At 70.9% G+C, this 22,014-nt stretch carries 29 protein-coding genes; 15 read left to right on the top strand and 14 right to left on the bottom strand.

Annotated elements, in window-relative coordinates; translation table 11 throughout:
- Positions 1-126: 126 nt before the first annotated feature.
- Both FHU30_RS32610 and FHU30_RS47340 read right to left on the bottom strand, forming a co-directional pair.
- A complete protein-coding gene (locus FHU30_RS32610) occupies positions 127-645 on the bottom strand; it encodes a pyridoxamine 5'-phosphate oxidase family protein (RefSeq protein ID WP_253881089.1) in 519 nt (172 codons plus the stop codon).
- 103 nt (positions 646-748) lie between these two features.
- Positions 749-1,339: a winged helix-turn-helix transcriptional regulator gene (locus FHU30_RS47340; RefSeq protein WP_253881087.1), complete on the bottom strand. Its 591-nt coding sequence runs from the start codon at positions 1,337-1,339 to the stop codon at positions 749-751.
- A gap of 89 nt (positions 1,340-1,428) precedes the next feature.
- On the opposite strand from FHU30_RS47340, the gene FHU30_RS32600 reads away from it, so the two are divergent.
- On the top strand, positions 1,429-2,052 hold the full coding sequence (locus tag FHU30_RS32600; protein ID WP_253881085.1) for an NADPH-dependent F420 reductase: 624 nt from the start codon (positions 1,429-1,431) through the stop codon (positions 2,050-2,052).
- A gap of 41 nt (positions 2,053-2,093) precedes the next feature.
- The gene (locus FHU30_RS32595) at positions 2,094-2,645 is read left to right on the top strand and encodes a hypothetical protein (RefSeq protein ID WP_253881083.1); all 552 of its coding nucleotides are present in this window, start codon (positions 2,094-2,096) and stop codon (positions 2,643-2,645) included.
- A gap of 189 nt (positions 2,646-2,834) precedes the next feature.
- On the opposite strand, the gene FHU30_RS32590 is transcribed toward FHU30_RS32595, so the two are convergent.
- Positions 2,835-3,254: a nuclear transport factor 2 family protein gene (locus FHU30_RS32590; RefSeq protein WP_253881081.1), complete on the bottom strand. Its 420-nt coding sequence runs from the start codon at positions 3,252-3,254 to the stop codon at positions 2,835-2,837.
- 112 nt (positions 3,255-3,366) lie between these two features.
- Here FHU30_RS32590 and FHU30_RS32585 point away from each other — a divergent pair, with 112 nt between their 5' ends.
- The 3 genes from FHU30_RS32585 to FHU30_RS32575 all read left to right on the top strand — a co-directional run bounded on the left by FHU30_RS32585 (position 3,367) and on the right by FHU30_RS32575 (position 5,649).
- Entirely contained in the window at positions 3,367-3,930 is a 564-nt protein-coding gene (locus FHU30_RS32585; protein ID WP_253881079.1) for a TetR/AcrR family transcriptional regulator, read from the top strand.
- A gap of 201 nt (positions 3,931-4,131) precedes the next feature.
- Entirely contained in the window at positions 4,132-4,521 is a 390-nt protein-coding gene (locus FHU30_RS32580) for a tautomerase family protein (RefSeq protein WP_253881077.1), read from the top strand.
- Between the two features lie 81 nt (positions 4,522-4,602).
- The gene (locus tag FHU30_RS32575; protein ID WP_253881076.1) at positions 4,603-5,649 is read left to right on the top strand and encodes a hypothetical protein; all 1,047 of its coding nucleotides are present in this window, start codon (positions 4,603-4,605) and stop codon (positions 5,647-5,649) included.
- Between the two features lie 228 nt (positions 5,650-5,877).
- On the opposite strand, the gene FHU30_RS32570 is transcribed toward FHU30_RS32575, so the two are convergent.
- Both FHU30_RS32570 and FHU30_RS32565 read right to left on the bottom strand, forming a co-directional pair.
- Positions 5,878-6,387: a hypothetical protein gene (locus FHU30_RS32570; protein WP_253881074.1), complete on the bottom strand. Its 510-nt coding sequence runs from the start codon at positions 6,385-6,387 to the stop codon at positions 5,878-5,880.
- A gap of 254 nt (positions 6,388-6,641) precedes the next feature.
- Complete coding sequence (locus tag FHU30_RS32565; RefSeq protein WP_253881071.1) at positions 6,642-7,808, bottom strand: methyltransferase domain-containing protein; 1,167 nt, start codon at positions 7,806-7,808, stop codon at positions 6,642-6,644.
- Between the two features lie 251 nt (positions 7,809-8,059).
- Between FHU30_RS32565 and FHU30_RS32560 the strand changes: the two genes are divergently transcribed.
- From FHU30_RS32560 to FHU30_RS32550, 3 genes are all read left to right on the top strand, one after another.
- The gene (locus tag FHU30_RS32560) at positions 8,060-8,374 is read left to right on the top strand and encodes a hypothetical protein (protein ID WP_253881069.1); all 315 of its coding nucleotides are present in this window, start codon (positions 8,060-8,062) and stop codon (positions 8,372-8,374) included.
- Entirely contained in the window at positions 8,355-8,909 is a 555-nt protein-coding gene (locus FHU30_RS32555) for a DUF6879 family protein (protein ID WP_253881067.1), read from the top strand. The genes FHU30_RS32560 and FHU30_RS32555 overlap by 20 nt, the downstream gene beginning before the upstream one ends.
- 105 nt (positions 8,910-9,014) lie before the next feature.
- Positions 9,015-9,866 carry a Scr1 family TA system antitoxin-like transcriptional regulator gene (locus FHU30_RS32550; RefSeq protein ID WP_253881066.1) on the top strand — a complete coding sequence of 284 codons (852 nt, stop codon included), beginning with the start codon at positions 9,015-9,017 and terminating at the stop codon, positions 9,864-9,866.
- 157 nt (positions 9,867-10,023) lie between these two features.
- Here the strand turns inward: FHU30_RS32550 and FHU30_RS32545 are convergent, their stop codons facing one another.
- The 4 genes from FHU30_RS32545 to FHU30_RS32530 all read right to left on the bottom strand — a co-directional run bounded on the left by FHU30_RS32545 (position 10,024) and on the right by FHU30_RS32530 (position 12,678).
- A complete protein-coding gene (locus FHU30_RS32545) occupies positions 10,024-11,220 on the bottom strand; it encodes a MarP family serine protease (protein ID WP_253881064.1) in 1,197 nt (398 codons plus the stop codon).
- Between the two features lie 160 nt (positions 11,221-11,380).
- The gene (locus FHU30_RS32540) at positions 11,381-11,590 is read right to left on the bottom strand and encodes a DUF397 domain-containing protein (RefSeq protein WP_253881062.1); all 210 of its coding nucleotides are present in this window, start codon (positions 11,588-11,590) and stop codon (positions 11,381-11,383) included.
- A gap of 39 nt (positions 11,591-11,629) precedes the next feature.
- Positions 11,630-11,827 carry a DUF397 domain-containing protein gene (locus tag FHU30_RS32535; protein ID WP_253881060.1) on the bottom strand — a complete coding sequence of 66 codons (198 nt, stop codon included), beginning with the start codon at positions 11,825-11,827 and terminating at the stop codon, positions 11,630-11,632.
- The gene (locus FHU30_RS32530) at positions 11,824-12,678 is read right to left on the bottom strand and encodes a helix-turn-helix domain-containing protein (protein ID WP_253881058.1); all 855 of its coding nucleotides are present in this window, start codon (positions 12,676-12,678) and stop codon (positions 11,824-11,826) included. The genes FHU30_RS32535 and FHU30_RS32530 overlap by 4 nt, the downstream gene beginning before the upstream one ends.
- A 180-nt stretch (positions 12,679-12,858) precedes the next feature.
- Here FHU30_RS32530 and FHU30_RS32525 point away from each other — a divergent pair, with 180 nt between their 5' ends.
- Both FHU30_RS32525 and FHU30_RS32520 read left to right on the top strand, forming a co-directional pair.
- Positions 12,859-13,119: a hypothetical protein gene (locus FHU30_RS32525; RefSeq protein ID WP_253881056.1), complete on the top strand. Its 261-nt coding sequence runs from the start codon at positions 12,859-12,861 to the stop codon at positions 13,117-13,119.
- A complete protein-coding gene (locus tag FHU30_RS32520; RefSeq protein WP_253881054.1) occupies positions 13,116-13,532 on the top strand; it encodes an ATP-binding protein in 417 nt (138 codons plus the stop codon). The genes FHU30_RS32525 and FHU30_RS32520 overlap by 4 nt, the downstream gene beginning before the upstream one ends.
- Before the next feature lie 45 nt (positions 13,533-13,577).
- Here the strand turns inward: FHU30_RS32520 and FHU30_RS32515 are convergent, their stop codons facing one another.
- Both FHU30_RS32515 and FHU30_RS32510 read right to left on the bottom strand, forming a co-directional pair.
- Entirely contained in the window at positions 13,578-14,108 is a 531-nt protein-coding gene (locus FHU30_RS32515; RefSeq protein ID WP_253881052.1) for an Imm1 family immunity protein, read from the bottom strand.
- A 132-nt stretch (positions 14,109-14,240) separates the two neighbouring features.
- Positions 14,241-14,699, bottom strand: coding sequence for a hypothetical protein (locus FHU30_RS32510; RefSeq protein WP_253881051.1), 459 nt, complete (start codon positions 14,697-14,699; stop codon positions 14,241-14,243).
- Positions 14,700-14,790: 91 nt separating this feature from the next.
- On the opposite strand from FHU30_RS32510, the gene FHU30_RS32505 reads away from it, so the two are divergent.
- Entirely contained in the window at positions 14,791-15,363 is a 573-nt protein-coding gene (locus tag FHU30_RS32505; protein WP_253881049.1) for a dihydrofolate reductase family protein, read from the top strand.
- A gap of 24 nt (positions 15,364-15,387) precedes the next feature.
- Entirely contained in the window at positions 15,388-15,693 is a 306-nt protein-coding gene (locus FHU30_RS32500) for a hypothetical protein (RefSeq protein ID WP_253881047.1), read from the top strand.
- Here FHU30_RS32500 and FHU30_RS32495 read toward each other — a convergent pair.
- The 3 genes from FHU30_RS32495 to FHU30_RS32485 form a co-directional block, all read right to left on the bottom strand.
- Positions 15,684-16,289, bottom strand: coding sequence for a class I SAM-dependent methyltransferase (locus FHU30_RS32495; RefSeq protein WP_253881046.1), 606 nt, complete (start codon positions 16,287-16,289; stop codon positions 15,684-15,686). The genes FHU30_RS32500 and FHU30_RS32495 overlap by 10 nt on opposite strands.
- Before the next feature lie 109 nt (positions 16,290-16,398).
- Entirely contained in the window at positions 16,399-17,829 is a 1,431-nt protein-coding gene (locus FHU30_RS32490; RefSeq protein ID WP_253881044.1) for an NAD(P)/FAD-dependent oxidoreductase, read from the bottom strand.
- Between the two features lie 26 nt (positions 17,830-17,855).
- Positions 17,856-18,407: a GNAT family N-acetyltransferase gene (locus FHU30_RS32485; RefSeq protein ID WP_253881042.1), complete on the bottom strand. Its 552-nt coding sequence runs from the start codon at positions 18,405-18,407 to the stop codon at positions 17,856-17,858.
- A gap of 203 nt (positions 18,408-18,610) precedes the next feature.
- Here FHU30_RS32485 and FHU30_RS32480 point away from each other — a divergent pair, with 203 nt between their 5' ends.
- From FHU30_RS32480 to FHU30_RS32470, 3 genes are all read left to right on the top strand, one after another.
- The gene (locus FHU30_RS32480) at positions 18,611-19,672 is read left to right on the top strand and encodes a GNAT family N-acetyltransferase (protein WP_253881040.1); all 1,062 of its coding nucleotides are present in this window, start codon (positions 18,611-18,613) and stop codon (positions 19,670-19,672) included.
- 74 nt (positions 19,673-19,746) lie between these two features.
- Positions 19,747-20,541: a class I SAM-dependent methyltransferase gene (locus tag FHU30_RS32475; RefSeq protein WP_253881038.1), complete on the top strand. Its 795-nt coding sequence runs from the start codon at positions 19,747-19,749 to the stop codon at positions 20,539-20,541.
- 118 nt (positions 20,542-20,659) lie between these two features.
- Positions 20,660-21,997 carry an MFS transporter gene (locus FHU30_RS32470; protein WP_253881037.1) on the top strand — a complete coding sequence of 446 codons (1,338 nt, stop codon included), beginning with the start codon at positions 20,660-20,662 and terminating at the stop codon, positions 21,995-21,997.
- The last annotated feature ends 17 nt before the right edge of the window (positions 21,998-22,014 follow it).

Raw genomic sequence — 22,014 nt, 5'->3', positions numbered from 1 at the left:
AAGGCAGCGCGGGCGTCCCACACCCGCCGGTCACGCGACGCGAGGGCGGTGCGGGTCTGGGACGCCCGCCGGTCGTGCGAAGCGCTGGTGTCGGCGGGCGGTGGGCAGTCGTCGAGGGGGCGCTGGTCATGCGAAGCGCCAGCGGGTGGCGCCGTAGGGCTCGGCGAGGGCGACGCCGACGGCCACGCGGGCGGTGAAGCGGAACACGTACCAGGGCGCGGGTCCGGCGCTCTGCGCGCTGTAGGGCGCGGTGATCGCGTCGCCGGCGGCCTCGGCGGGCCAGCCGCCCGCGGCGTAGACCGCGGCGACGCGGGCGATCTCGTCGGTGTCGGTGGTGCGCACGGCGTCCCCTTCGAGGACGAGGTCGACACCCGGCAGCCGCGCGGAGATCGTGCAGGCCGGGTTGGCCTCCAGCCGCAGCGTCTTGCGGGCCTTCGGGCCGCTGGTGAAGTACAGGCTCCCCTCGCACTCGGCGGCGCCGATGCCCGCCGAGTGCGGACGTCCGTCCGGTCCGACCGTCCCGAGGAAGACGGCGCTCTCGGGGAGCGGGAGGCCGGCGTCGAGAGCCTCGGCCACCCGGCTCCAGGGCAGCTTCGCATCACCGTAGATGTTGAGGTCGGTCGCTTCCACGGGTTCGGCCAGCATGGTTCCTCCTGCGTGGTGGTACCTGGTCTGACCGCCGGGCGGACGGGAACTCATCGGCCTGGGCCGGTCGCCTTGGCGCGGGTACCTGCTCGTCCTTACCCGGTCATCCTGCCTGGGCGGCGTCCTGTGCCGCGAGCAGTTCGTCGGCGTGTCCGGCGAGCCAGGCTCCGACGGCGCGCAGCGGACCGTCCAGGAGGCTGCGGCCGAGCGGGGTGAGCGCGTACTCGACGCGCGGCGGCGCCTCGGCGAACGACCGGCGGGTGACCAGCCCGTTCGCCAGCAGCCGATGCAGCGCCTCGGTCAGCACCTTGTCGCTGACCCCGCCTAGCGCGTCCTTGACGGCGCGGCGGCGCAGCGGCTCGCCGCGCAGCGCCACGATGACCAGCGGGTCCCAAGTGTGGGCGAGGAGTTCCAGGCCCGCCCGCAGCTGGCAGTCGACGATCAGCCCGTCCGGCGACCGGTCTTCGTCCACCAACGGTTCTCCACCGAGCGCCCGCTCCGCGCTAGCCGACCGCCCCTCGCCCTGCGCCCGCTCCGCGTTCGCCGACCGTCCCCCGCCTCGCGGCCGCTCCGCGTTCGCCGACCGTCCCCCGCCTCGCGGCCGCTCCGCATCCAGCGGTCGTTCCTCGTCCAGCGGCCGCTCCGCGAGCGGCGACCGGTCTTCGTCCCGCGTCCACGACGCAACGTCCGTCACCCCTCAATGATCCCGCATCCGACACGTACCGATCGGTGCGTTTCGGAATGCCTACCTTGGCCGTCCGACCAGCTGAGAAAGGCGAACACATGCGCATCGGAATCATCGGAACGGGCAACATGGCGCAGACGCTCGGCGCCGCGTGGGCGCGCGCCGGACACGACCTGGCCATCGCAGGCCGCTCCCCCGAGAAGGCCCGCGCCCTGGCGGACACCTTGGCCGACGCTCCCGGCGCCGCCGTCGCCGTCCCCGTCGAGGAAGTGGCTGTCGGACGCGATGTCGTGCTCGTGGTCGTCCCGTGGGACGCGGCGGAGGCGATGGTCGCGCAGGCCCGCATCCCCGCCGGGACGGCCGTCATCGACGCGACGAACGCCGTCGCGCACGGGATCGGCACCCTGCTCATCGAGCCGGGCGAGTCGATGGCGGGCCGCATCGCGCAGGCCGCGCCCGGCGCGCACGTCGTCAAGGCGTTCCACACCTTCCCCTCCTACCAGTGGACGCAGCCGCCGACGGGACGCGCGCCGATCGTGGTGATGTCCGGGGACGATCCGGGCGCGCTCAAGGCGGTGGGCGAGCTGGCCCGCGACCTGGGCGGGGACCCCGTCGTCCTCGGCGGCTCGGACCGGGCGCGGCAGCTTGAGGAGGTCGCCGGGTTCATCATCGAGTTGGCCGTGAACGGCCACGACCCGTCCGCGGCGGTTCCGGCGGCCTGAAAATCCCGATCACCGGGGCCCGGGCCGTTTACGGTTGCCGCATGACGGGACAAATTCCGGATTCGGTGCAATATCGGGGCCACTCGTACTCGCTGACGGGCCAGGAGGGCGAGGGTCTGTTCGACCCCGCCGACCACGGCATCCAGCCGGCGGTGATGTCGACGGCGTGCTGGCGCGGGTTCATCTGCGAGTACACGGTGGTCGACGGCGGGCTCGTCCTCACGGAGCTGCAGCTGTCCGTGGAGGGCGACCCGCCGACGCTGTTCGGCGTCGCTCCGGAGCGGGACGAGCTGCGCGACCTCATCTACAGGAACCTGCGCGAGCCGGTCCGCTTCACGGGGCGCCTGCTCCTCGGCCGCGAGTTCATCGACGGGCTGTACGTCCACATGGGCTTCCAGAGCTCGTGGAAGTACCAGGACGTCCAGGAGCTGGAGTTCGAGAACGGCCACCTCACCGCCGTCCACGACCGTTCGGCCGAGGCCGCCCAGCGCCGCGCCGCCCCCGACCCGGCCGACGCCCCGCCCGCACACACCGACAGCGAGGCCGTCCAGGACTGGATCAAGAAGACCTTCTCCCAGGACATCGACCTCTGACCCACCCGACCTGGCCGACCTGGCCGACCTGGCGGGCCTGGCCGACCTGACGGACCTGGCCGACCTGACGGACCTGGCCGAACTGACGGACCTGGCCGAACTGACGGACCTGGCCGACCTGGCGGACCTGGCGGAGCTAGCCGACCCGGCAGAGCTGGTCGGCCTGGTCGTCTCCTCGGGGGGCTGGGTCTATCGCGGTTGCGTGAGGCCGAGGGCTTCCGAGGCGGCCAGGACGTTCACGTAATCGCGGAAGTGGACGATCCGGCCGTCCCGGACGCGGAGCACGACGATGTTAGGAAGGGCGAAGTCGCGTCCCGTGGCCGTGGACGAGCCGACCGCCTTCCGCTCGACGATGATGACCTCGGGGTCGGCGGTCTCGTGGATCGTCACGTCGCGGTAGGACTCGTAGCGCAGCGGGCTGTCTCTCCAGTTCGCCTCAAGGAAGGCGCGGATCGCCTCGCGCCCGCGCATCTCGGACGGGATGCCCGGGCGGGTGAACGGGAACTCGTGCACGGCGTCCTCGGCGTACAGGTCGACCATCGCGTCCAGGGCCTTGTCGATGGACGCCTGCTGATACCGGGCCAGCACCTCACGCGGACCATCGGGCACAGGATCCTCCTCGTAGATCGCGAACGCCTCCGCCTCCTCGACGCTATCCCGCGGGACGGCACGCCGCGCGATCTCCGTTGCTTCTGTACCTACTGGTATGTACATTGGGAGCATGGACACCAGGGAGCGGCTGATCGAGAGCGCCCGGGAACTGCTGTGGGAGCGCGGGTACGTGGGCACCTCGCCCAAGGCCGTCCAGCAGCGGTCGGGCGCGGGTCAGGGAAGTATGTACCACCACTTCCGCGGCAAGCCGGACCTGGCGCTGGCGGCGATCACCCGCAGCGCCGAAGACCTGCGCGACCGCGCGGAGGCGGAGCTCTCGGCGCCCGGCAGCCCGATCCGGCGCATCACGACCTACCTGCGGCGGGAGCGCGACGCGCTGCGGGGCTGCCCGGTCGGACGCCTCACCCAGGACCCGGAGGTCATGGCCGACCCCATGCTCCGCGCCCCCGTCGAGGAGACCTTCACCTGGCTGCGCGGCACGCTCGCCGACGTCCTCGCCGAGGCGCAGCGCAAGGGCGAACTCGACAACGACCTCGACCCGGCCGACACCGCCGCCGCGTTCGTCGCCGTCCTCCAGGGCGGATACGTCCTGGCCCGCGCGGCCGGCGACGCGTCCGCCTACAGCCAGTCCGTGGACGGCGTCCTCGGCCTGCTCACCGGACACGTCCGCTGAACCACCAGCCCAAGCACGAACCAGCCGCGACACCACTGGACGCGACACCACTGCTCGCAACACCACCGGCCGCGGGCTCCACTGCTCGCAACACCACCGGTCGCGACACCGCTGGCCGCGACACGACCGAACGCCTCGCGACACGACCGAATGCCTCGCGACACCAGCGAACGCCACACAACCCTCCCGAAGGAGTTAGCCATGCCTCTTGTCCGCATTGATGCGATCCGGGCCGACCAGAAGCGGCTCGAAGGGCTCGGACGCGCCGTCCACGACGCCCTCGTCCAGGCCATCGGCATCCCTGAGGACGACCTGTTCCAGGTGCTCAACGGCGGTGGCGCGATCCGGTACGACGACGGTTACCTCGGCATCCGCCGGGACGACGACTTCGTGGTCTTCGGCATCACCATGCGTTCCGGGCGCACCCCCGAGCAGAAGCAGAACCTCTACCGCCGCATCGCCGAGCTGGCCCACGAGTACACCGGCACCGAGCCCCGCAACGTCTTCGTCAGCATCACCGAGAACGAGTTCGTCGACTGGTCCTTCGGCGAAGGCGTGGCCCAGTACCTGGACGCCGCTCCCCGGACCTGACGGCCGCCAAATCTTACGGAGGTCGAACGTGCGGGCCCGAGGGCTGTTCGCCGGGGACAAATGATCATTAGGTTCGCGGGCATGGCACAGATCAACCTGCACGTCAGGCGGCCGGGACTGGCCGCCGCGGCGATCGCGCTCGCCGTCCTCCCCGCCGGTTTCGCGACGGCGCTGCCCGCGCACGCCGACACCACCCCGCAGGTGGCGTCGACCAGCGTGTCGCCGTCCACGATCACCGGCGGGGACGAGGCCGTCCAGACCGTCAAGCTGACCGCGCCCGCGCCGGCGGGCGGGCTTCCGGTCGAGGTCCTCAGCGTCGGACGGAGCGACCGGAACTACTCCTACGCGACCGGGGACGTCGTCCGCGTCCCGGCGGGCGCGACGAGCGTCAGCTTCCCGATCCGGTTGGAGGCGTACTCGTCCCAGACGGAAGTCCCGCTGATCGCCTCGGGCAGCGGGTCCAGCGCGACCACCAGCGTCACCGTCGTCCCGCCGGACTGGCGCGAGCAGACGGTGGAACGGCTCGACCTGAACGTCCCGGGCGACGCGAAAGCCGTCCTCGCCGGGACCAAGGTGACCGGAACCGTGACCCTCGCCGCCCCGGCCAAGCCCGGCGGGACGTCCGTGGACCTGCGTCTGGCCCACCGCTCCGGACTGCCCGACAGCCCGGAACCGAAGATCCCGCCCTACGTCGTCGTCCCGGCCGGGAGCACGCAGGGCACCTTCACCGTCGACTACCCGAGCATCCCGCTCTGGCCGATCGGCCTCACCGACATCGACGCCGACCTCGGCCACCCGCCGCAGGGCCGGGCGCCGCTGTTCGTGCCGAAGAGCTTCACCGTCGGCGTCACGCGCGAGCTGCGGCGCGGCAGCCAGATCGCGACCAACCTCGGGTCGGTGGGCCTCGGCGACCGCTGGCACCCGTTCGGCGCGGTCATCGAGCTCACCAGCCAGACGCCGGGCGTGACGGTGCCGGCGAAGGTCCAGATCCCGTCCGACCAGGTCGGCGCGAACTTCCCCATCACCGTGGACGACTCGGTCCCGCTCGGCACCGAGGTGAAGATCTCCGCCAAGTGGGTCCTGTCCACCGCGGGCACGGTGACCACCACGGCGACCGTCGACCAGTAGCGACCGGACACTCAGAAGAGACCGGACGTTGAACACGGTCGGCGCACCCCATCGCCGACCGTGTTCGGAGTCCCGTGTACCCGCGGTTTCACCGGTCATCCCGCCTGAAACGCCAGGATGCCGTCCCCGTTCCGCCTAGGTTCCCGGCATGCTTCTCACGGGCGCCACGCGCCGCGGGAGCCGGTCCGCGCCCGTCCGGCCCCCGCGCCGTTCCAGGAACCGGGACGATCAGCCGTAAGCCTGCGCCCAGTACTCGATGGTCTGGGTGTGCCTACCGATGCTGAACTGCGCGCCGTACGTGGTGGACCCGGCGTTCCGGATGCTGAGCACCATGTACTGGCCGTCGCAGCGGCGGCTGCCGCTCTTGATGTTGTGCCAGCCCGTCCACTTGGACCTGTACTGGAACACCACGTACATCTTGATGCGATTGCCGCCCCAGCAGCGCGCCTTGACCTGCATGATCCGCGAGCCCCGGCGGCGCCAGTCCTGGTCCCAGCTCCACTTCACCCGCTTCGAGGCGTGCTTGAGGGTGTACCAGCCGGCGCGCTTGGCGGCCGCCTGGTCGGGCGCCGCCGCCGTGTGCGCGGCCACCTGCGGAGCCGCCGGCCGGGCCGGGGCCGCATCGGCGGGCGCGGCCGCCAGGGTGAGCGTCGCGGCGGTCGCCACCACGCCTGTCATCGCGATCCGGGCCGCGCGGGATCCGTGGACGTCGGGACGGGGCGAGCGGGTGCTGTGCATGATCACTCCCTGTCGCTTCCTCTGCTGTCGTCGGGTGGCGGTGGGCGGGAGCACCACCGCCTGCGACGAGTCTGGGCAGCGCTCCCACCCGTCCGGAAGGCCACAGGACAAGCCCGGGAAACAGCGGGACAGCACCACTAATGACCTGCCCGAACACCCTCAAGAGCGGGACGCAGCGGGACGCCGGAAGACGCGCCCGCGGCATTCAGGACGGCCGAGGCCGACTCAGCTCCCGCCGGACAACCTGGCGCCTGTCACGGTTCGTCCAGCCAGAGGCGTTGACCGCCCGCGTCGACGGTGATCCCGTAGCACGCGACGTCCGGCCTGCCCGCATCCAACCATCGCGCACGAGCCGCCTCGGCCTCGTCCCACAATGAGCGATCACCAAGCTGCAAGACCCGGGCGGACGCGCCGCCCCAGCGCGACTCGACGACGGCCTGACTCGTCCCGTCCACGGTCGCGAGCTCCAAGCGGAACGTGCCATCGCGCATGTCGAGCCGCTTGCCGATGATGACGTCCGGCATCACAGCGGTGACCATCAGATCTTGCCCGGACCCGTCCCACACAAGGGCACGCGGATCGGTGCGCGTCCTGCTCCTGCCGACCCACCGATCGCTGTCGTCCGGTTCAAGATCCGGCATCCGCGTCCGCTGGCCGCGCAGCATCATGTAGGACGCGAGGCCACCGAACCGTCCATGCGCGGTTTGCCCGTCCGCCTGCACAACGAGCCGCACCTGACGGCCATCACCATGCTCCGGCATCCACGGCAGCACGATCACGCCACCCGGTCGAGTCTGCTCAATCCAGGCGTGCGGGACGGCCGTCACTCCACAAGCCACATGCACCCGGTCGTAAGGCGCATGCTCCGCGTCCCCCGCAGCCCCGTCCCCCACAACAAGTCGGACGTCCACCTCCGGGACGAACCCAGCAGCGGTCAAGTTCGCAGCAGCCTGGGCAGCAACCACGGAATCAACTTCGATGGACGTCACCGTCCCAGCTCCAGTGCGGTGCGCGAGCGCCCCGGCCGTCCATCCCGTCCCGGTCCCGATCTCCAGAACCCGCTCCCCCGGTTCAGGCGCGAGCAGTTCCAGAAACTCGACCGCGACAGCGGGCGCTGACAAGGACGAACTCGGACGCCCCGTCCCGCCTGTCGGATCACCGTCGCCATCATCCACCTGAGTGATGATCGCCGAATCCGAGTAGACCGCCTCAAGCCATCGCTCCGGGTCGGCCTCCCGATCCATGGCGAACGGCACCCCGCCGACGGTGTCCGGAATGCACCAGGCCCGTTCCGGAACGAAGTGCTCACGACGGACCGCATGGAACATCGCCCGCCAGCACTCCGATCCCAGAGATCCATGACGGACGAGCTGGACGACCAAGCGGTCGACCAGCTCATCGCTTGACGGGCGGTTGCTCACTTTCCGCGCTTTCCGCCGCCGCCGGTGTTGTCGCCGTCCTTCTTGTCAGGCGGAACGGGCTGGCCAGGACGATGACCGTCGCCGGTCGAGTCGTGCTTGCCCATGGGACTCTCCCTCCGATGCGCCGCAGTCGGATGCGCGCCTGCCCTGAGTATTCGATGACGGACCGCATAACGCAAGGGCCTTGACTTATTCACCGACAGGACGAATTCTGGACGCGGGTGCGCGCCCCCCGAGCCCCGGAGGTCAGCGTGTGGAGACTCGTCCGAACGGACTGCGAGAACAAGCCGATCTGCCCGTCCGTATATCGCACCGAACGCGACACCACCGTCATTCAGGGATGGGTGGTGGACGACAGCGATCCGACCCTGGTTGAAGTACCCGCATCCCTCCTGGACGGTCTGCCGTGGTGCGGGCAGAGCGCGACCGGTCGTGGCACCTGGCTGGTGCGTGGAGAGCCGGTCGGCCAGCAGGAGGCGCTCGAACGCCTGGCCTTGCCGGACGGTGAGCAGGCCGTCGAGGTCCAGGTCCGATGGGAGCGGCACGATGCCGATGCTGGACGTTGAGCGCCTCACAGCGATGTTCGATCACTTCGACCGCGAAGTGTTCCGCCTTGAGAACCTGGACAGTTACAACACCGAACATGAGGCTGAGCAGGTTCGTCGCTACCTCGCCGGGGAGCCCTACCGCGTGCCAGGCGACATGGGCTGGAACGAGCAGATGGCCGCACAGGTGCGCGCAGGTAAGAAGTGGGGCAAGGTGCACGTGCTGCGCGACCCCACCAGTCCTTACTTCCGATACGCATGTGAATGGGCGTGGCCCACCTCCACGCAGTACGGGCAGCGAATTCGCATTCTCGACCTGTCCGCTCGCCCGGCCTCCGACCGCCTGACCGGCACGGATTTCTGGATGATCGACGACACGGTCGTGGTCATGCACTACGACCAGCACCAGCGCTTCGTCGGCGCCCACCTGGCCGGTCCAGATGAGTCGAGTCGGCTGCGGAGGGACCGGGCGACGGCCGAACAGCAGTCCGTTCCATACGAGCAGTGGTGGCAGGCACATCCCGAGCACTGGCGCTCGTCATGGTTGCGCAGCTGACACTCCGCCTGGCACGACGGCCCGTGGAGCGGCGGTTCACGGAGGGGCGGTTCACGGAGGGGCGCCATCCTGCTCCGCTGCCGTCCTTCTAGACTTCAAGCCCTGATGGAAGAAGCACCTGAGCGTTACCAGCGTGGAGTCCAGGAACTGGCCGACGCGCTACGTGAGCTGCGCGTGCGCTCGGGACTGACAGGAACCCAGGTCGCAGAGCGGACGGGCGCGAGCCAGCCCAGGATCTCACGCATCGAGACCGGCTCGACCGTCCCGACGGTCGACATGGTGGAGACGCTCTGCCGGGTCTACTCCGCCTCGTCCGAGCGCACTGCCCAACTGGTGGAGCTGGCCACCGCACTGCACAGACGCATCGAGAGCCGCAAGGTTCTGATGCGCGGAGGGGCCTGGAACCGGCAGCAGCAGATCGCGCGTGCGCAGCGCGAGGCGAAGAGCCTCCGCATCTACCAGCCGGTCATGGTGACCGGGCTGCTCCAGGCCCCCGACTACGCCCGCCAGATCTACGGGATGTCGCTTGAGGGCGAGGCGCTGGCGAAGTCGCTGCGAGCGCTTCACGATCGGCAGAAGACGGTGCTTTCGAGCCGGCACCTGTCGATCACGGTGGTGCTGTCGGAGGCGGCCCTGCGGTGGCGCCTGGCCGACGACCAGGCGATGCTCGACCAGCTGCGTCATCTGCGCACCCTGCTCCGACGCCCTCGGCTGCGTTTGGGCATCGTCCCCTTCGCCACCCGGGTCTCCGAAATCCCCCTGCACGGATTCGAGATCTACGACGAGCGCCTTGTCACTGTCGGAACCGAGACGCAGGTCCTGACCTTGACAGGGTCGGACGTCCAGCACTACGAAGGGCTGTTCGCCGCAATGGAGCGGGCCGCCGACTTCGCCGGGGCCGACACGCTCATCGAGTCCATCGCCGCGGAGTTCAGCTCGCAGCCGCGAGATCAGTGAACCATTTCAAGCGGCCCAGGACGGCAGGCGGCCAGGTCAGCCCCGGCAGGCCCTTCTTGTGACGCGGATACGCTGTGGCGCCATGAGGGCGTCGCTGGAGAAGCGTCCATTCCACAGCCACCGCGATCTCGAAGCGCGGGCGGGGACATGGAGCGCGTCAGTCTGTGCAGCCCTCGGTGGAGACGGGGAGGGTCGCTCTCTCGGCGGCACGTGCGTCCGGCTCGATCTCGCTCTTGGTGAGCGCGTAGCCGGTCTCCCGTGAGTCGAGGGCGGCGGCGAAGATGACGCCGTAGACGCGGCCGTCGGTCGACAGCAGCGGACCGCCGGAGTTGCCTCGCTCGACGTCGCCGCGGATGGCGTAGATCTCGCGGTTGGTTTGTCCTGAAGAGTAGATGTCTGGGGCGTGAGCGATTTGCCGCCCCCGCACTCGCGCGGCGAGGGCGGTGAACGGATGGTTGTTGGGGTAGCCGGCGATGATGGCGTCGTCGCGCACGCGCGCGGGCCCGGCGAACTTCAACGGCGAAGCGGTCAACCCCGGGACATACAGCACCGCCACATCCCGCTGCGGGTCATACAGCACCACCTTGCCCGGGCGGTGGGTGCCGTCCAGCGAATCGATCCGAGACGAGCCGCGGGCGCCGGCGACCACGTGCGCGTTGGTCATCACCCGATCGGGCGCGAACACAAACCCCGTCCCCTCGATCCGGCGCTGGCAGTCCGGCGCGGTACTGGTGATCTTCACGATCGACTGCCGGGCCGCGCGCAGCGAGGCGGTGTTGAGGATCGCATCATTGGGCGGCGGGACCTTGGCCACCGACTCCCCGCCCAGCCCGTTGAACACCTGCGGGAACTCGCTGCTGGCCACAAACCCCCGGAAGGAGGAGAACCAGGTCTGCGCCTGCTGCGGCATCACATCATTGACCCCGCGGATGATCGACGACCCCTTCACCTGCGTCCGCACCGACTTGAACTCCGAATTGGCCACCAGCGACCCGAAGAACCACGCCACGATCAACAGCGACAGCACCGACACCACCCCACCACCCACCGCATCGGCGGTCCGGGCATTGCTGTCGGTCACCCGGTTGCGCAGCACCGCCCCCAGCGACGACGCCAGCAACTGCCCCAGCGTCGCCGCCAAAAACGCGATCACGATCGCCAGCAGCGCCTGCTGCGCCGCACCACTGACGGTCGCCTCGGCGATCGGCGGGGCGATCAGCACACCCACCACACCCCCGCCGACAAACCCGACGAAGCTCAGCAGGCTCACGATGAAGCCCTGCCGGTACCCCGACACCGCAAACAGCAGAATCAGCACGAGCAGGATCAAATCCAGAAGGTGGTCGCCCAGCACCGCTTCACCGTATAGCGCCCACCAAGGGCCCCTGATCTCTCCCGATCGCACACCACGTGCGCCGCCACGCCTTGCGCATCATGCCTCCGACGCCACCCGCTGGGACGAGCGCAGGAGACCAGCGGACTGCGGTCGCCCGCAATCGAGCAACCTGACGTCCTCAACGGTCGCGCGCGCCATCTTTCAACGCTGCCAGAAGGCCGTCCCACTCCCCCACGGTCAGCGCGAGCACAGGACCGTCCCGATGCTTCGAGTCGCGTGCCGCCACGCCGCGGGAGTGGACGAGTGCGGCGACTTCGACGCAGTCGCCGTGCTCATGGCCGCTCCGCGAACTCTTGCGCCAGACGAGGCGCGATGTCTCGTTGGTCATATCTCCGAAGCTATCTGAGCTACCGGGCTATGTCCGCGGTTACCGGTCTCGCACGGCCGCGAGGAGGGACGCCCACTGGGACCTGTTCAGTGTGAGGACGGGACCGTCCGGATCTTTTGAGTCGCGTGTCAACAACATCGCACGCGTGACCAGCGGCGCGACCTCGATGCAGTTTCCCTGGCTTTGGGCGCTGTAACTGCTCTTACGCCACGTGAGGCGCTTAGTGTCCCGGGTCATGTCTCCGAAGCTACCTGCTGGATGAGAGCGCGAGAGTCGACTTTCGAGAGTGCCCGACCCGCGAGATCCACGTGGATCTTCTCGTAGAACTCGATCTTCTCCTGGTCGTCCACGAACCAGTTGCTCGTGGCGCTGTGCAGGGCCACTACCTGCATCGGCTCATCATCCCCGACGTCCAGAATGCTGAAGGCTCCCTCCAGCCCCGGATGAAGACCCGCCGTGAAGGGGAGCACTCTCAGCTCAAGATTCTCGGCCTCGGTGACGCGAAGGATCTTCTGGCACTGAGCCCTCATGATCTCTGGTGGGCCGCCCGTGAGCCGGAGTGCGGCCTCATGCACCACCCAGAAGACGCGGGTCGACGGGCGTTGGAGGATCCGCTGGCGCTGCATCCGGAACTCGACTGCGCGAGGGTCGGGAGGCGTGGCGCCGAGTCCCGAATACACGTCGAAGATGGCCTGGGTGTATTCCCTTGTCTGCAGGAGGCCGGGCACCACTTGCGGCTCGAACGACCAGATGCGGGACGAGTCGGCCTCCAGCGAAGCGAAGTCCACGATGAACTCCCCTTCCGCACCTCGATAATCGCGCCACCATCCGCCTCTGCGTCCGTCGGCGGCGAGTTCGAGTAGCTGCCTGCGGAGACGCCCGTCCGCGATTCCGTAGTGGTCGAGGATCTGGCGTAGGTCGCGGGGGCGGATCGCGCGGTGGCCGTTCTCGTACGCGCTCAATGTTGCCGGTGAGCGCTCGACCAGGTGCGCGGCGCGTTCCTGGGTCAGGCCGCGTTCCTCACGGAACTTGCGGAGGGCCGTTCCGATCCGTCTGCGGCGGTAGCCCTGCTGATCACTGTCGAGCATGGCCACATCGTGACATGGTGCACACGGTCCGCAACCGGTTCCCGGAAACTTAGAGACTTTCGTTTTTTCATACTTCAGTTTTTCGAAGCCCCCGGCGCGAATGTGTCGAACCTCGGGACAAAGTGTTGAGGCGATCACGGGTGGCGACGAACCTTGCGGTGACGTGGAACGGAGGAGTTGATGACGTCGCCGAGTGAGGGGCGGTTCCGGGTGCTTGCGGGGCTCGCCTGGGAGATGCGGGCGGTGCCTGCGTCCACATTGCTGGTATTTCCCTATTACGCCGAGCCTGTGCTTTTCGTGCCATGCCGGGACGGGCACAACGAGCCGGTGCTGGCCGTCGTCCGGGACGGGCGCTGGCGACTCGTCTGGCGCGCGCACGTGCTGGACGACGCGCCGCTCATGCACGCCGCGCGGCTGATCGCTGCGGAGGCCGCGGCATGAACACAGAGATGACCGTCCTCGCGTCGCTGACCTTGCCCGGGCACCCGCGTTCGGTGCGGTATGCGCGTCGCTTTCTTCGCGACACGCTCGTGCCGATGTATGTGGTGGACGGCGGCGACGTACTCGACGACCTCACGCTTGTCGTGGACGAGTTCGCCGGCAATGCCATTCGGCACACCGCGTCCGGACGAGGCGGGCGGCTGACCATCGCATTGCTTCGAGGGGCCGGGGTAGTGAGGGTCGAGGTGACCGATGATGGCGCGGGCGGCGGGCGCCCCGAGTTGCGACCCTCGCCCGAGGGCGAGTCGGGACGGGGCCTGCACATCGTCCAGGCCCTGTGCTCGACCTGGGGGCACCGCGCGGACGGCGAGCGCACGACCGTCTGGGCCGACATTCCGCTGACCCCGTTCTGAGGGCGACGCGCATCGCTGCGGCGCCCGCCCCAGGTGTCCCGGCTGTCAGTACTCTCGGAGTGGTTGGTCGAGGCGTCCACCAGTCATGTCGCGGCCCTTCGTCCAGCTGATGGAGGTAGGACGGAGACCCGTCGCATCGCGGCAGTATTCCTCGACCGCCGCGCGGATCTGAGCCGTTGGAAGAACTCTCCGCGGATGATGGAACAGCGGGTAACCGGGATCCGCGAAAACGTGGGGATCGTCGGCAGGCGGATCGGCATTGTCGGACAGCCAGACATAATCAGCGATCTCAGCCTCGACCCGGATACGCGAGTTCTCCGGAAGCAACCACATGAGGGCGCCGTAGCCCGTCATAGCGTTGATCGTCACTTGCAGGTAACTGTCGAAGCCGACATCGGGGTTCGGGCCGTTCTCGGCGGCCACGGTGAAGGACGCCGTCGTCCCGCCGTAAGGCCAGGTCGGCTTCGGCATCTCGCTGAGTACCCGTCGGACCCATCCCGGGGCTTGGTCCTGCGAACGGGCCTTCCGGCGCGAGCGCTCAAGGTCGGGGGTGTTCGCCACCACCTCGTCGATCACGCCCTGCACATCCGACCATGGCAGGTCGTAGTGCCTCGCGTTCCCTACATAGGCGTTCAGTATCAACTCTCAACCCCGCGCTTGCACAGATGGAAAGCAGCATCTTGGCAGAGGCGTTCCTGGGCTGGTGGGTTAGGTGGCGGTGCAGGTCATTTGGAAGGAGTTGGCGCCGCCTTGGGGGCCGAAGTCTATGTAGACGAGGCCGTTGACCGGGGTTCCGGTGGGGATCGGGGTGGCGGGGATCAGCAGGTAGTAGACCGGGTACTGGCCGGTGCCGGCGATGCCCAGGCGCCAGGTGTTCCAGTTGTTGTGGGTGAGGTACCAGCCGTCCAGGAAGGTGTTGTCCAGGACGGGGTGGTTCGTGGTGATGTCTACCTTGCCGGTGGCGACGTGGGTGACGGTTGCGGACAGGAGGGTGTCCGTGGCGTCGATGGTGCCGGTCGCGGCGCGTTTGTAAGCGGGGCGGGTGACGCTGGTCTGGGTGCACGTGAGGGTGCGGGTTCCCGTGGTCGCGTGGGCGGTCGGGGTGGTGAGCGCGGTTGCCGCCAGGGCCAGTGCGGCGGCGGTGCCGGGGCGTCCGAATCGGGTCATGTTGAGCGCACGGGTGGTGGGGTGGCTCGGTTCGGGGGCGGCCGGAGGTGGTCGCGATGAGTTTCGGACGGGCCGCAAGTCAGAATCGAGTATGAGAGATCTCGTGGTCACCGAGAACATCACGCTGGACGGCGACATCAGCGGGACGGGCGGGTGGTTCGGCCCCGCGACCGAGGTGGACGGCGACGGGTCCGACATGCTCGAAGAGCTGCACGCGCAGTCGGACGCGTCCGATGCGGTGCTTTTCGGGCGGGTCACCTTCGAGGCGATGCGCGGGTACTGGCCGCAGCATGTCGATGATCCCGTGGGACGGCATCTGGACGGTGTGGCGAAGTACGTCGTGTCGCGGACGCTGACCGAGCCGGGCTGGCGCAACACGTCCGTCCTGGACGGGCCGCTCGTGGACGAGGTCCGGCGGCTGAAGGACCGGCCCGGTAAGGACATCGTGGCGACCGGCAGCATCACGCTCGTCCGCTCCCTGATCGCCGAGGACCTGGTGGACGAGTTCCGCCTGTTCGTCTACCCCGTCGTCATCGGCGCAGGTGAGCGGCTCTTCCAGGACAGGGCGCTCAAGCTGGCGCTGGTGGAGGCGAAGCCGTTCCGGAACGGGGTCGTCCTGCTGCGGTACCGGCGGCCGGATGCGGACGGGGTGACCGGAGGGTGATCCGGCTCGCGCATGATCGCCTCCATGACGATCGGTGCGTGGATCAGGGCGGGTTGGGGATTCATGGTCGTGGCGGGGCTGCTGGGGGCGCTCTCGGCGGCGCTGGTGTTCAGCTCGGTGAGGGATGGCGCGGTGATCGTGCAACCGCTCCGGGCGGCGTTCACAACACCGCAGGTGATCCAGCTCGGGCGTTTTCTCAGTGGGCTTGTGTCGGCGGTGCTGGCCGGGGCCGCGTTCTTCTCGGGGCTTGCCTGCTTCTTCTGGGCGTCGGCGCGGCAGCGGCACGAGCTGCTTGAGGAGATCCTTCGCAAGCTGCCCGATCAGCCCTGACGGAAGGCCAGGGTCGTCCAGCGGACGCCGGGACGGCCGAGCAGGTCGTCCCAGGTGCTCTGGTGGACGGCATGCAGCCCCGATGAGGCGGCCTGCGCGACCGGTTCGTCCGCCGGGATGTCGAACATGTGCCGTCCGGGCGGGGGCGGGCCGTGGCGCAGGGTCAGCAGGAGGACGCCTTCGGGTGCGAGGAGGCCCGCGAGGCGACGCATTGCGGGCCGGCGCTCGTCCGGGTCGAGGTGCATCCAGACGGCGACGAGCAGGACGAGGTCGAACGTCCCCTCGACGGCGGGCAGCGCGGGGAGCGTGTCGTCCAGCCACTCGATCCCGGCGCGGGGGTGGAGGCGGCGGCCGTGGGCGCGCAGTTCGGCGGTCGGCTCGACGGCCGTCACGGAATGGCCGCGCAGCGCGAGCGCGGCGGCGTCCCGGCCGGTGCCCGCGCCGATGTCGAGGACGCGGCCCGGCTTCTCCGGGATCAGGTGCAGCACGTCGCCGAGCACCTGTTCGCTGGTCAGCGACTCGTACTGGTGCGCCAGCGTGTCAGCCTCGGCGGCGTAGCCGCGCGTTCCGTTCAGTTGCTCGCGTTCGCCGCTCATCCCCCACCGTCCCCGCCGCCCCAGTTCCGCCCGCGCGCGGCGTCCATCGCGGTCGCCCCTCATCATCGCTGGTGGGGGCGTATTGCTCATCCCTCGCGAAAGTAGCAGTTCAGTGGCCGGTGATGGTGTCCGCGAGCCGGGCGACCACGGACGTGCGGGCCGCGCGCGAGGACGCCTCGCGGCCGTCCGCGACCTGGTACAGCGCGTACATGGACTGGACGCCGAGCCAGCGCAGCGGTTCGGGCTCCCAGCGGCGGACGCGCCAGTTCACCCACGGCAGCGCGGTCAGCTCGGTGTCGCGGCGGAGCACAAGGTCGCGCAGGGTGCGGCCAGCCAGGTTGGTGGTGGCGACGCCGTGCCCGGTGTAGCCGCCCGCGTGGCCGAGCCCGGTCCGGTGGTCGAGGACGGCCGTGGCGCACCAGTCGCGCGGGACGCCGAGGACGCCCGACCACGCGTGGTCCACGCTCGCCGAACCGGCGACGGCGGGGAACATGCCGACGAGCATCCGCCAGAGCTGGTCGACGGTGGACGGCTGGGTGACGCCCGCGTCGTCCACGCCGGAGCCGTAGCGGTAGGGGCGGCCGCGCCCGCCGAACGCGATGCGGCCGTCCGCGGTGCGCTGCGCGTACATGTAGTAGTGCGCCAGGTCGCCGAGCACCTCGCCGTGCCGCCAGCCGATCGCGTCCCAGGCGGCGTCCGGCAGCGGCGTCGTGACGATCATGGAGCTGTTCATCGGGAGCCAGTCGCGGCGGTGGCCGGCCAGCCGCGCGGTGAAGCCCTCGGTCGCGCGGACGACGTACTCGGCGGTGACCGTCCCGTGCGGGGTGACGGCGGCGGCGGGACGACCGTCGCGGCGCGGAACCACCCGGAGCACCGGCGTGTTCTCGTAGACCTCGACACCGAGCGCCCGGACGGTCGCGGCGAGACCGCGCACGAGCTTGGCGGGCTGGACGCGCGCGCAGTGCGGTGAGAACGTCGCGGCGAGCTGCCCTTCGATGCCGATGCGTTCGTCCGCCTCGCGCCCCGACAGCAGGACGATGTCGTCGGGCTCCCAGCCCCACGCGCGGTTCGCCTCGACCATCGCGCGCGCACGAGCCGCCTGCGCGGGATTCCGGGCGGTGTTCAGGACGCCGCCCTTCACCAGGTCGGCGTCGATCCCCTCGTCCTTCGCCACGCGCAGGATCTCGTCCACGGTCGCGAACATCGCGCGCTGCAGCTCGACGGCGGCCTGGCGGCCGTGGCGGCGCGCGTACCGTTCGCGGGACCCGGCGATCTCCCCCACGACCCAGCCGCCATTGCGCCCGGACGCCCCGAACCCGGCGAACTCCTTCTCCAACACGACGATCCGCAGGTCGGGCTGGGCGCGTTTGAGGTAGTAGGCCGTCCAGAGCCCGGTGTAGCCCGCGCCGACCAGGCACACGTCGGCCGTGCGCGGGCCGGGCAGCGGGTCGCCCGGCGAGGGCGGGCCGGGAGCCCGGTACCAGTGGGACACGGCGCCGTTGCCGAACGCGGCCGAACGCGGGGCGGAAGCTAGGCTCATGCGCCAATACTGCTGTATTCGCCCGCCTAAAGCATCTCCGGCGACGGATTCTGTTGTCGAATCGGCCTATCAGAACGCGTTCCGATCCACTGCGTCCGGTCGATCACGAAGATCGCGGTGCCGCCGGGGCCCATCCCCCGGTGCCGCATCCCGAGCTGCTCCGCCACGCCGAGGGACGACGCGTTCGCCATGTCGATCTCGGCGGTGACCCGGCGCAGCCCCGCGACCGCGAAGGCGTGCCCGAGCACCGCCCGCCCCGCCTCGGCGGCGAGGCCCTGGCCCCAGCGGTCCGGCTCCAGGCTGTAGACCATCTCGACCTCGCCCGACGCGTCCGGACCGGTCAGCCCGGCCACTCCGACCAGGCGTTCGGCGCCGAACGCCGGGCGCAGCGTCCACAGCCCGTAGCCGCGGGCGGCGAAGTCGCGCCGGCTCGCCGCGATGATCTCGGTGACCTGGCCGGCCGAGACCCGGCGGTCGCCGAACAGGTGCCGGCGGACGAGCGGGCCCGTCCAGTGCGCCAGCAGCGCCGCGTGGTCGCCCATGCCCACCGGACGCAGCGCCAGGCGCCCGGTGCGCACCTCCTCGCTCACCGTCCGGGACGGCGGAAACCTCCGCCGGGGACGGGCAGAACGCAGATCACCCACGGAACGCTAGGCGCTCGCGCGGAACCGCTCAAGAGCGGCGGGAAAGGTGAAACTCCCGCCTCACGCCGGTGTAGCGAACGCGTAACACCGCCGCGCGACAGTGGCCTGGTCGAACCCCTTCGGAAGGGAACCTGGCCATGCCGCTGCTGCGCATCCGCACCGAGATCGAGGACCGCCCCGGGCGCCTCGCCGCGCTGACCGCGGCCCTGGCCGCGCGCGGCGCGAACATCCTCGGGCTGACCGTCCAGGTCGGGACCGAGGGCGTGGTGGACGAGTTCGTCGTGGACGTGCCGTCCGGCGGTGCGGGCCCGGACGAGCTGGCCCGCGCGGCGGCGTCGGCGGGCGGTGCGCGCACGGCCGTCGTCCCCGCGCGCCCGCGCGAGCTGGTGGACGAACCGACGCGCGCGCTGGCCCTCGCTACCCGGGCGCGTGTCGAACCGCACGCGCTGCCCGAAATCCTGGCCGAGCTCCTGCGCGCGCACGAGGCGGCGTGGACGACCGCGGCCGTCACCTACGACGACGAGGGCGACGTGCTGACCGTCCGGGCCGGGCAGCGGGCGGTGCGGCTGACCCGTACCGGGCTGCCGTTCACCGCGACCGAGGCCGCCCGCGCGGACGCGCTGGTGCGCGCGGCGCTGCCGGTCGCGCCGCCGTCCGCCGCGTCCCAGCGCGTGGCGCTGGCCGACGGGACGCGGGTGACCGTCCGGCCGATCGAGCGGGACGACGCGGACGCCGTCCGCGCGATGCACGAGCGCTGCTCCCTCGACAGCCGCCGGATGCGCTACTTCAGCGCCAAGCCGTTCCCGCCGCGCTCGGCCGTCGAGCGGTTCTGCGAGCCGTGGCACGGGCTGACGCTGGTCGCCGAGGGCCCGGACGGCTCGGTGATGGCGCTCGCGCACCTGATCCACGTGGTCGACCCGGGCGTCGCGGAGGTGGCGTTCCTGGTCGAGGACGCCTGGCAGGGCCGGGGCCTCGGCCGCGCCCTCGCCGGGCTGCTGGTCGTGCTCGGCCGCGAGCGCGGGCTGGTCGAGCTGCGCGCCACCGCGCTCAGCGAGAACGCCCGGATGCGCCGTCTGCTGGTCTCCCTCGGCGGCCGGACGCGCCGCACCGAGGAGCCCGGCATCGTCGAGATCCGCCTCCGCCTGGACGGCCGCCCGGCCCCCGCCGGACCGGGAATGGACCGATCCAAGGCCCCCTGACGCCGCTCGTCCCCGGCGCTGCTTCCCGCCCCCCGCACGGGGGCGGGAGGCGGGACGGCTGGCAGGATTGACGCGTGAGCGGCATCTACGACGATCCCTGGGCCTACGAGCTGGCGTGCTCCTTCCGCGACGTACCCGCCGAGGTGGACGCGCTGCTCGGGTGGACCGTCCGGCACCGCTCGACGGGGACGCCGGCCCGGACCGTCCTGGAGCTGGCGGCGGGCCCGGCCGAGCACGCCCGCGAGTTCGCCCGGCGCGGCCTCGCCGCGACCGCGCTCGACCTGCATCCGGCGATGTGCGCGTACGCCGACCGGCAGGCCAAGGACGAGGGCGTCGAGCTGGACGTCGTCCAGGACGACATGACGGCCTTCGCGCTCGGCCGCCGCTTCGACCTGGTCGCCACGATGCTGGACTCCACGTCCCACCTGATGACGCTGGACGCGTTCGTCGCGCACCTGGACCGCGCCGCCGACCACCTCACCGCGGACGGCCTGTACGTCGTGGAGATGTCGCACCCGCGCGACCGGCTCACCGACGACCCGACCGTAGCCACCGGCTGGACGGTCGAGCGCGACGGCCCCGGCGGGCAGGTGCGGGCGACCGTCCGGTGGGGCGAGCCGTCCGACAAGCTGGACCCGGTCACCCAGATCGCCGACGACCACGTCACCATGACGATCAACGAGCCCGGTGCGCCCGTCCGGGTCATCCGGGACGTGGTGCCCTACCGGTTCTGGACCGCGACCGAGCTCACCGCGGCGATCCGGCTGTCCGGCGCGCTGGAGACCGTCGCGCAGTACGGCGACTTCGGCGACGTCGCCCTCACCGACCCGGCCGCCTGGCGCATGATCACCATCCTCCGCCGCGCCTGAACTCCGCCCGCCGCGGACCGATGAAGATCGTTCCGGCCCTTCCCAGGGCGGGCGGAACGGTCCAGACTGGTCCGCCGACGCGGCCTCCCCCCGGCCGCGCTGATGCTTGGAGGCTCCCGTGTCGGAGAGCGTCGCGCTGCCCCGCAGGGCGGTCACGCTGCCGCGCGCCGCCGCGTTCTGGTCGCTGGCCGCGCTGCTGATGTTCCTGCTGTTCGCGTCGGCCGCGCCGACCCCGATGTACGTGCTGTACCAGCGCTCGTGGGGGTTCTCGCCGGTCACGCTGACCGGCGTGTACGCCGCCTATGCGCTCGCCCTGCTGGTGGCGCTGCTGTTCGCGGGGTCGCTGTCGGACCACGTCGGGCGCCGTCCGGTGCTCGCGGTCGCGGTGGGCGTGGAGCTGGCCGGGATGCTGGTGTTCGCCGAGGCGGACGGCGTCGGATGGCTGTTCGCGGGCCGGATCCTGCAAGGGTTGGCGACCGGGATCGCGACCGGCGCGATCAGCGCCACGCTCATCGACCTCCAGCCGCCCGGGACGCGCCTCGGGCCGCTGATGGCCAACTCGGCGTCGGCGGGCGGGCTGGCCACCGGAGCCGTCCTGACCGGGCTGCTCGTGCAGTACGGACCGTCCCCGACGCGGCTGGTGTACTGGCTGCTCGCCGGGGTGTTCGTGCTCGCGGCCCTGATCGTCGCGGCGCTGCCGGAGACCGTCGCCGCCCCGGACCGGGCATGGCGGACGTCCCTGCGCCCGAAGGTGTCGGCGCCGCCGGAGGCGCGCGGGCCGTTCCTGGCGCTGATCCCGTCGATCGCCGCGACGTGGGCGCTGGCCGGGCTGTTCCTGTCGCTGGCGGGCTCGATCCTGCGGGTGTCGCTGCACCTGAGCGGGCCCGTCGTCACCGGGCTCGCCGTGGTCGCGCTCCAGGGCTCGGGCGCGGTCATGGCCGTCGTCGCCCGCGACTGGCCCGCCCGGCGCGGGGTGTGGTTCGGGCCGCTCACGCTGATCGCCGGGGTCGCGGTGGCCCTGCCGGGGCTCGCCGCGCACTCCCCCGCGCTGTTCTTCACCGGCGCGGTGCTGGCGGGGATCGGGTTCGGGCCGTCCTTCTCGGGCGCCCTCGGCACGCTCACCGCGCTCGCCCCGCCGGACCGGCGCGCCGAGATGGTCACCGCGATCTTCGTCGTCTCCTACCTCGCGCTGAGCCTGCCCGCCGTGGCCGCCGGGATCGCCGTCCAGCACGCCGGGCTGCCCCGGACGGTCTACGTGTACGGCGGGGCGGTGATCGTCCTGGAGGCGGCGGCGCTCGCCGGGACGCTGCTGCGCCGCCGCTCGGCGTCCGGGACGGCGGACGACGCGGCCGAACTCGCCCCGGCGCCCGGCGCGGCCGTCCCGTGCCCGCGCGCGGTCGCCAGGAGCACCCGCTGCCCCGGCGACCGCGCCGCCACCGCCACCGCGTCCCCCTGACCGGCCAGCGCGCCGCG

The organism is Actinomadura rupiterrae, assembly GCF_024172125.1.
In the GTDB taxonomy this organism is placed as follows: Bacteria; Actinomycetota; Actinomycetes; order Streptosporangiales; family Streptosporangiaceae; genus Spirillospora; species Spirillospora rupiterrae.
The sequence above is the reverse complement of the archived record's forward strand: the minus strand, read 5'-3'. Positions and strand labels throughout refer to the sequence as shown.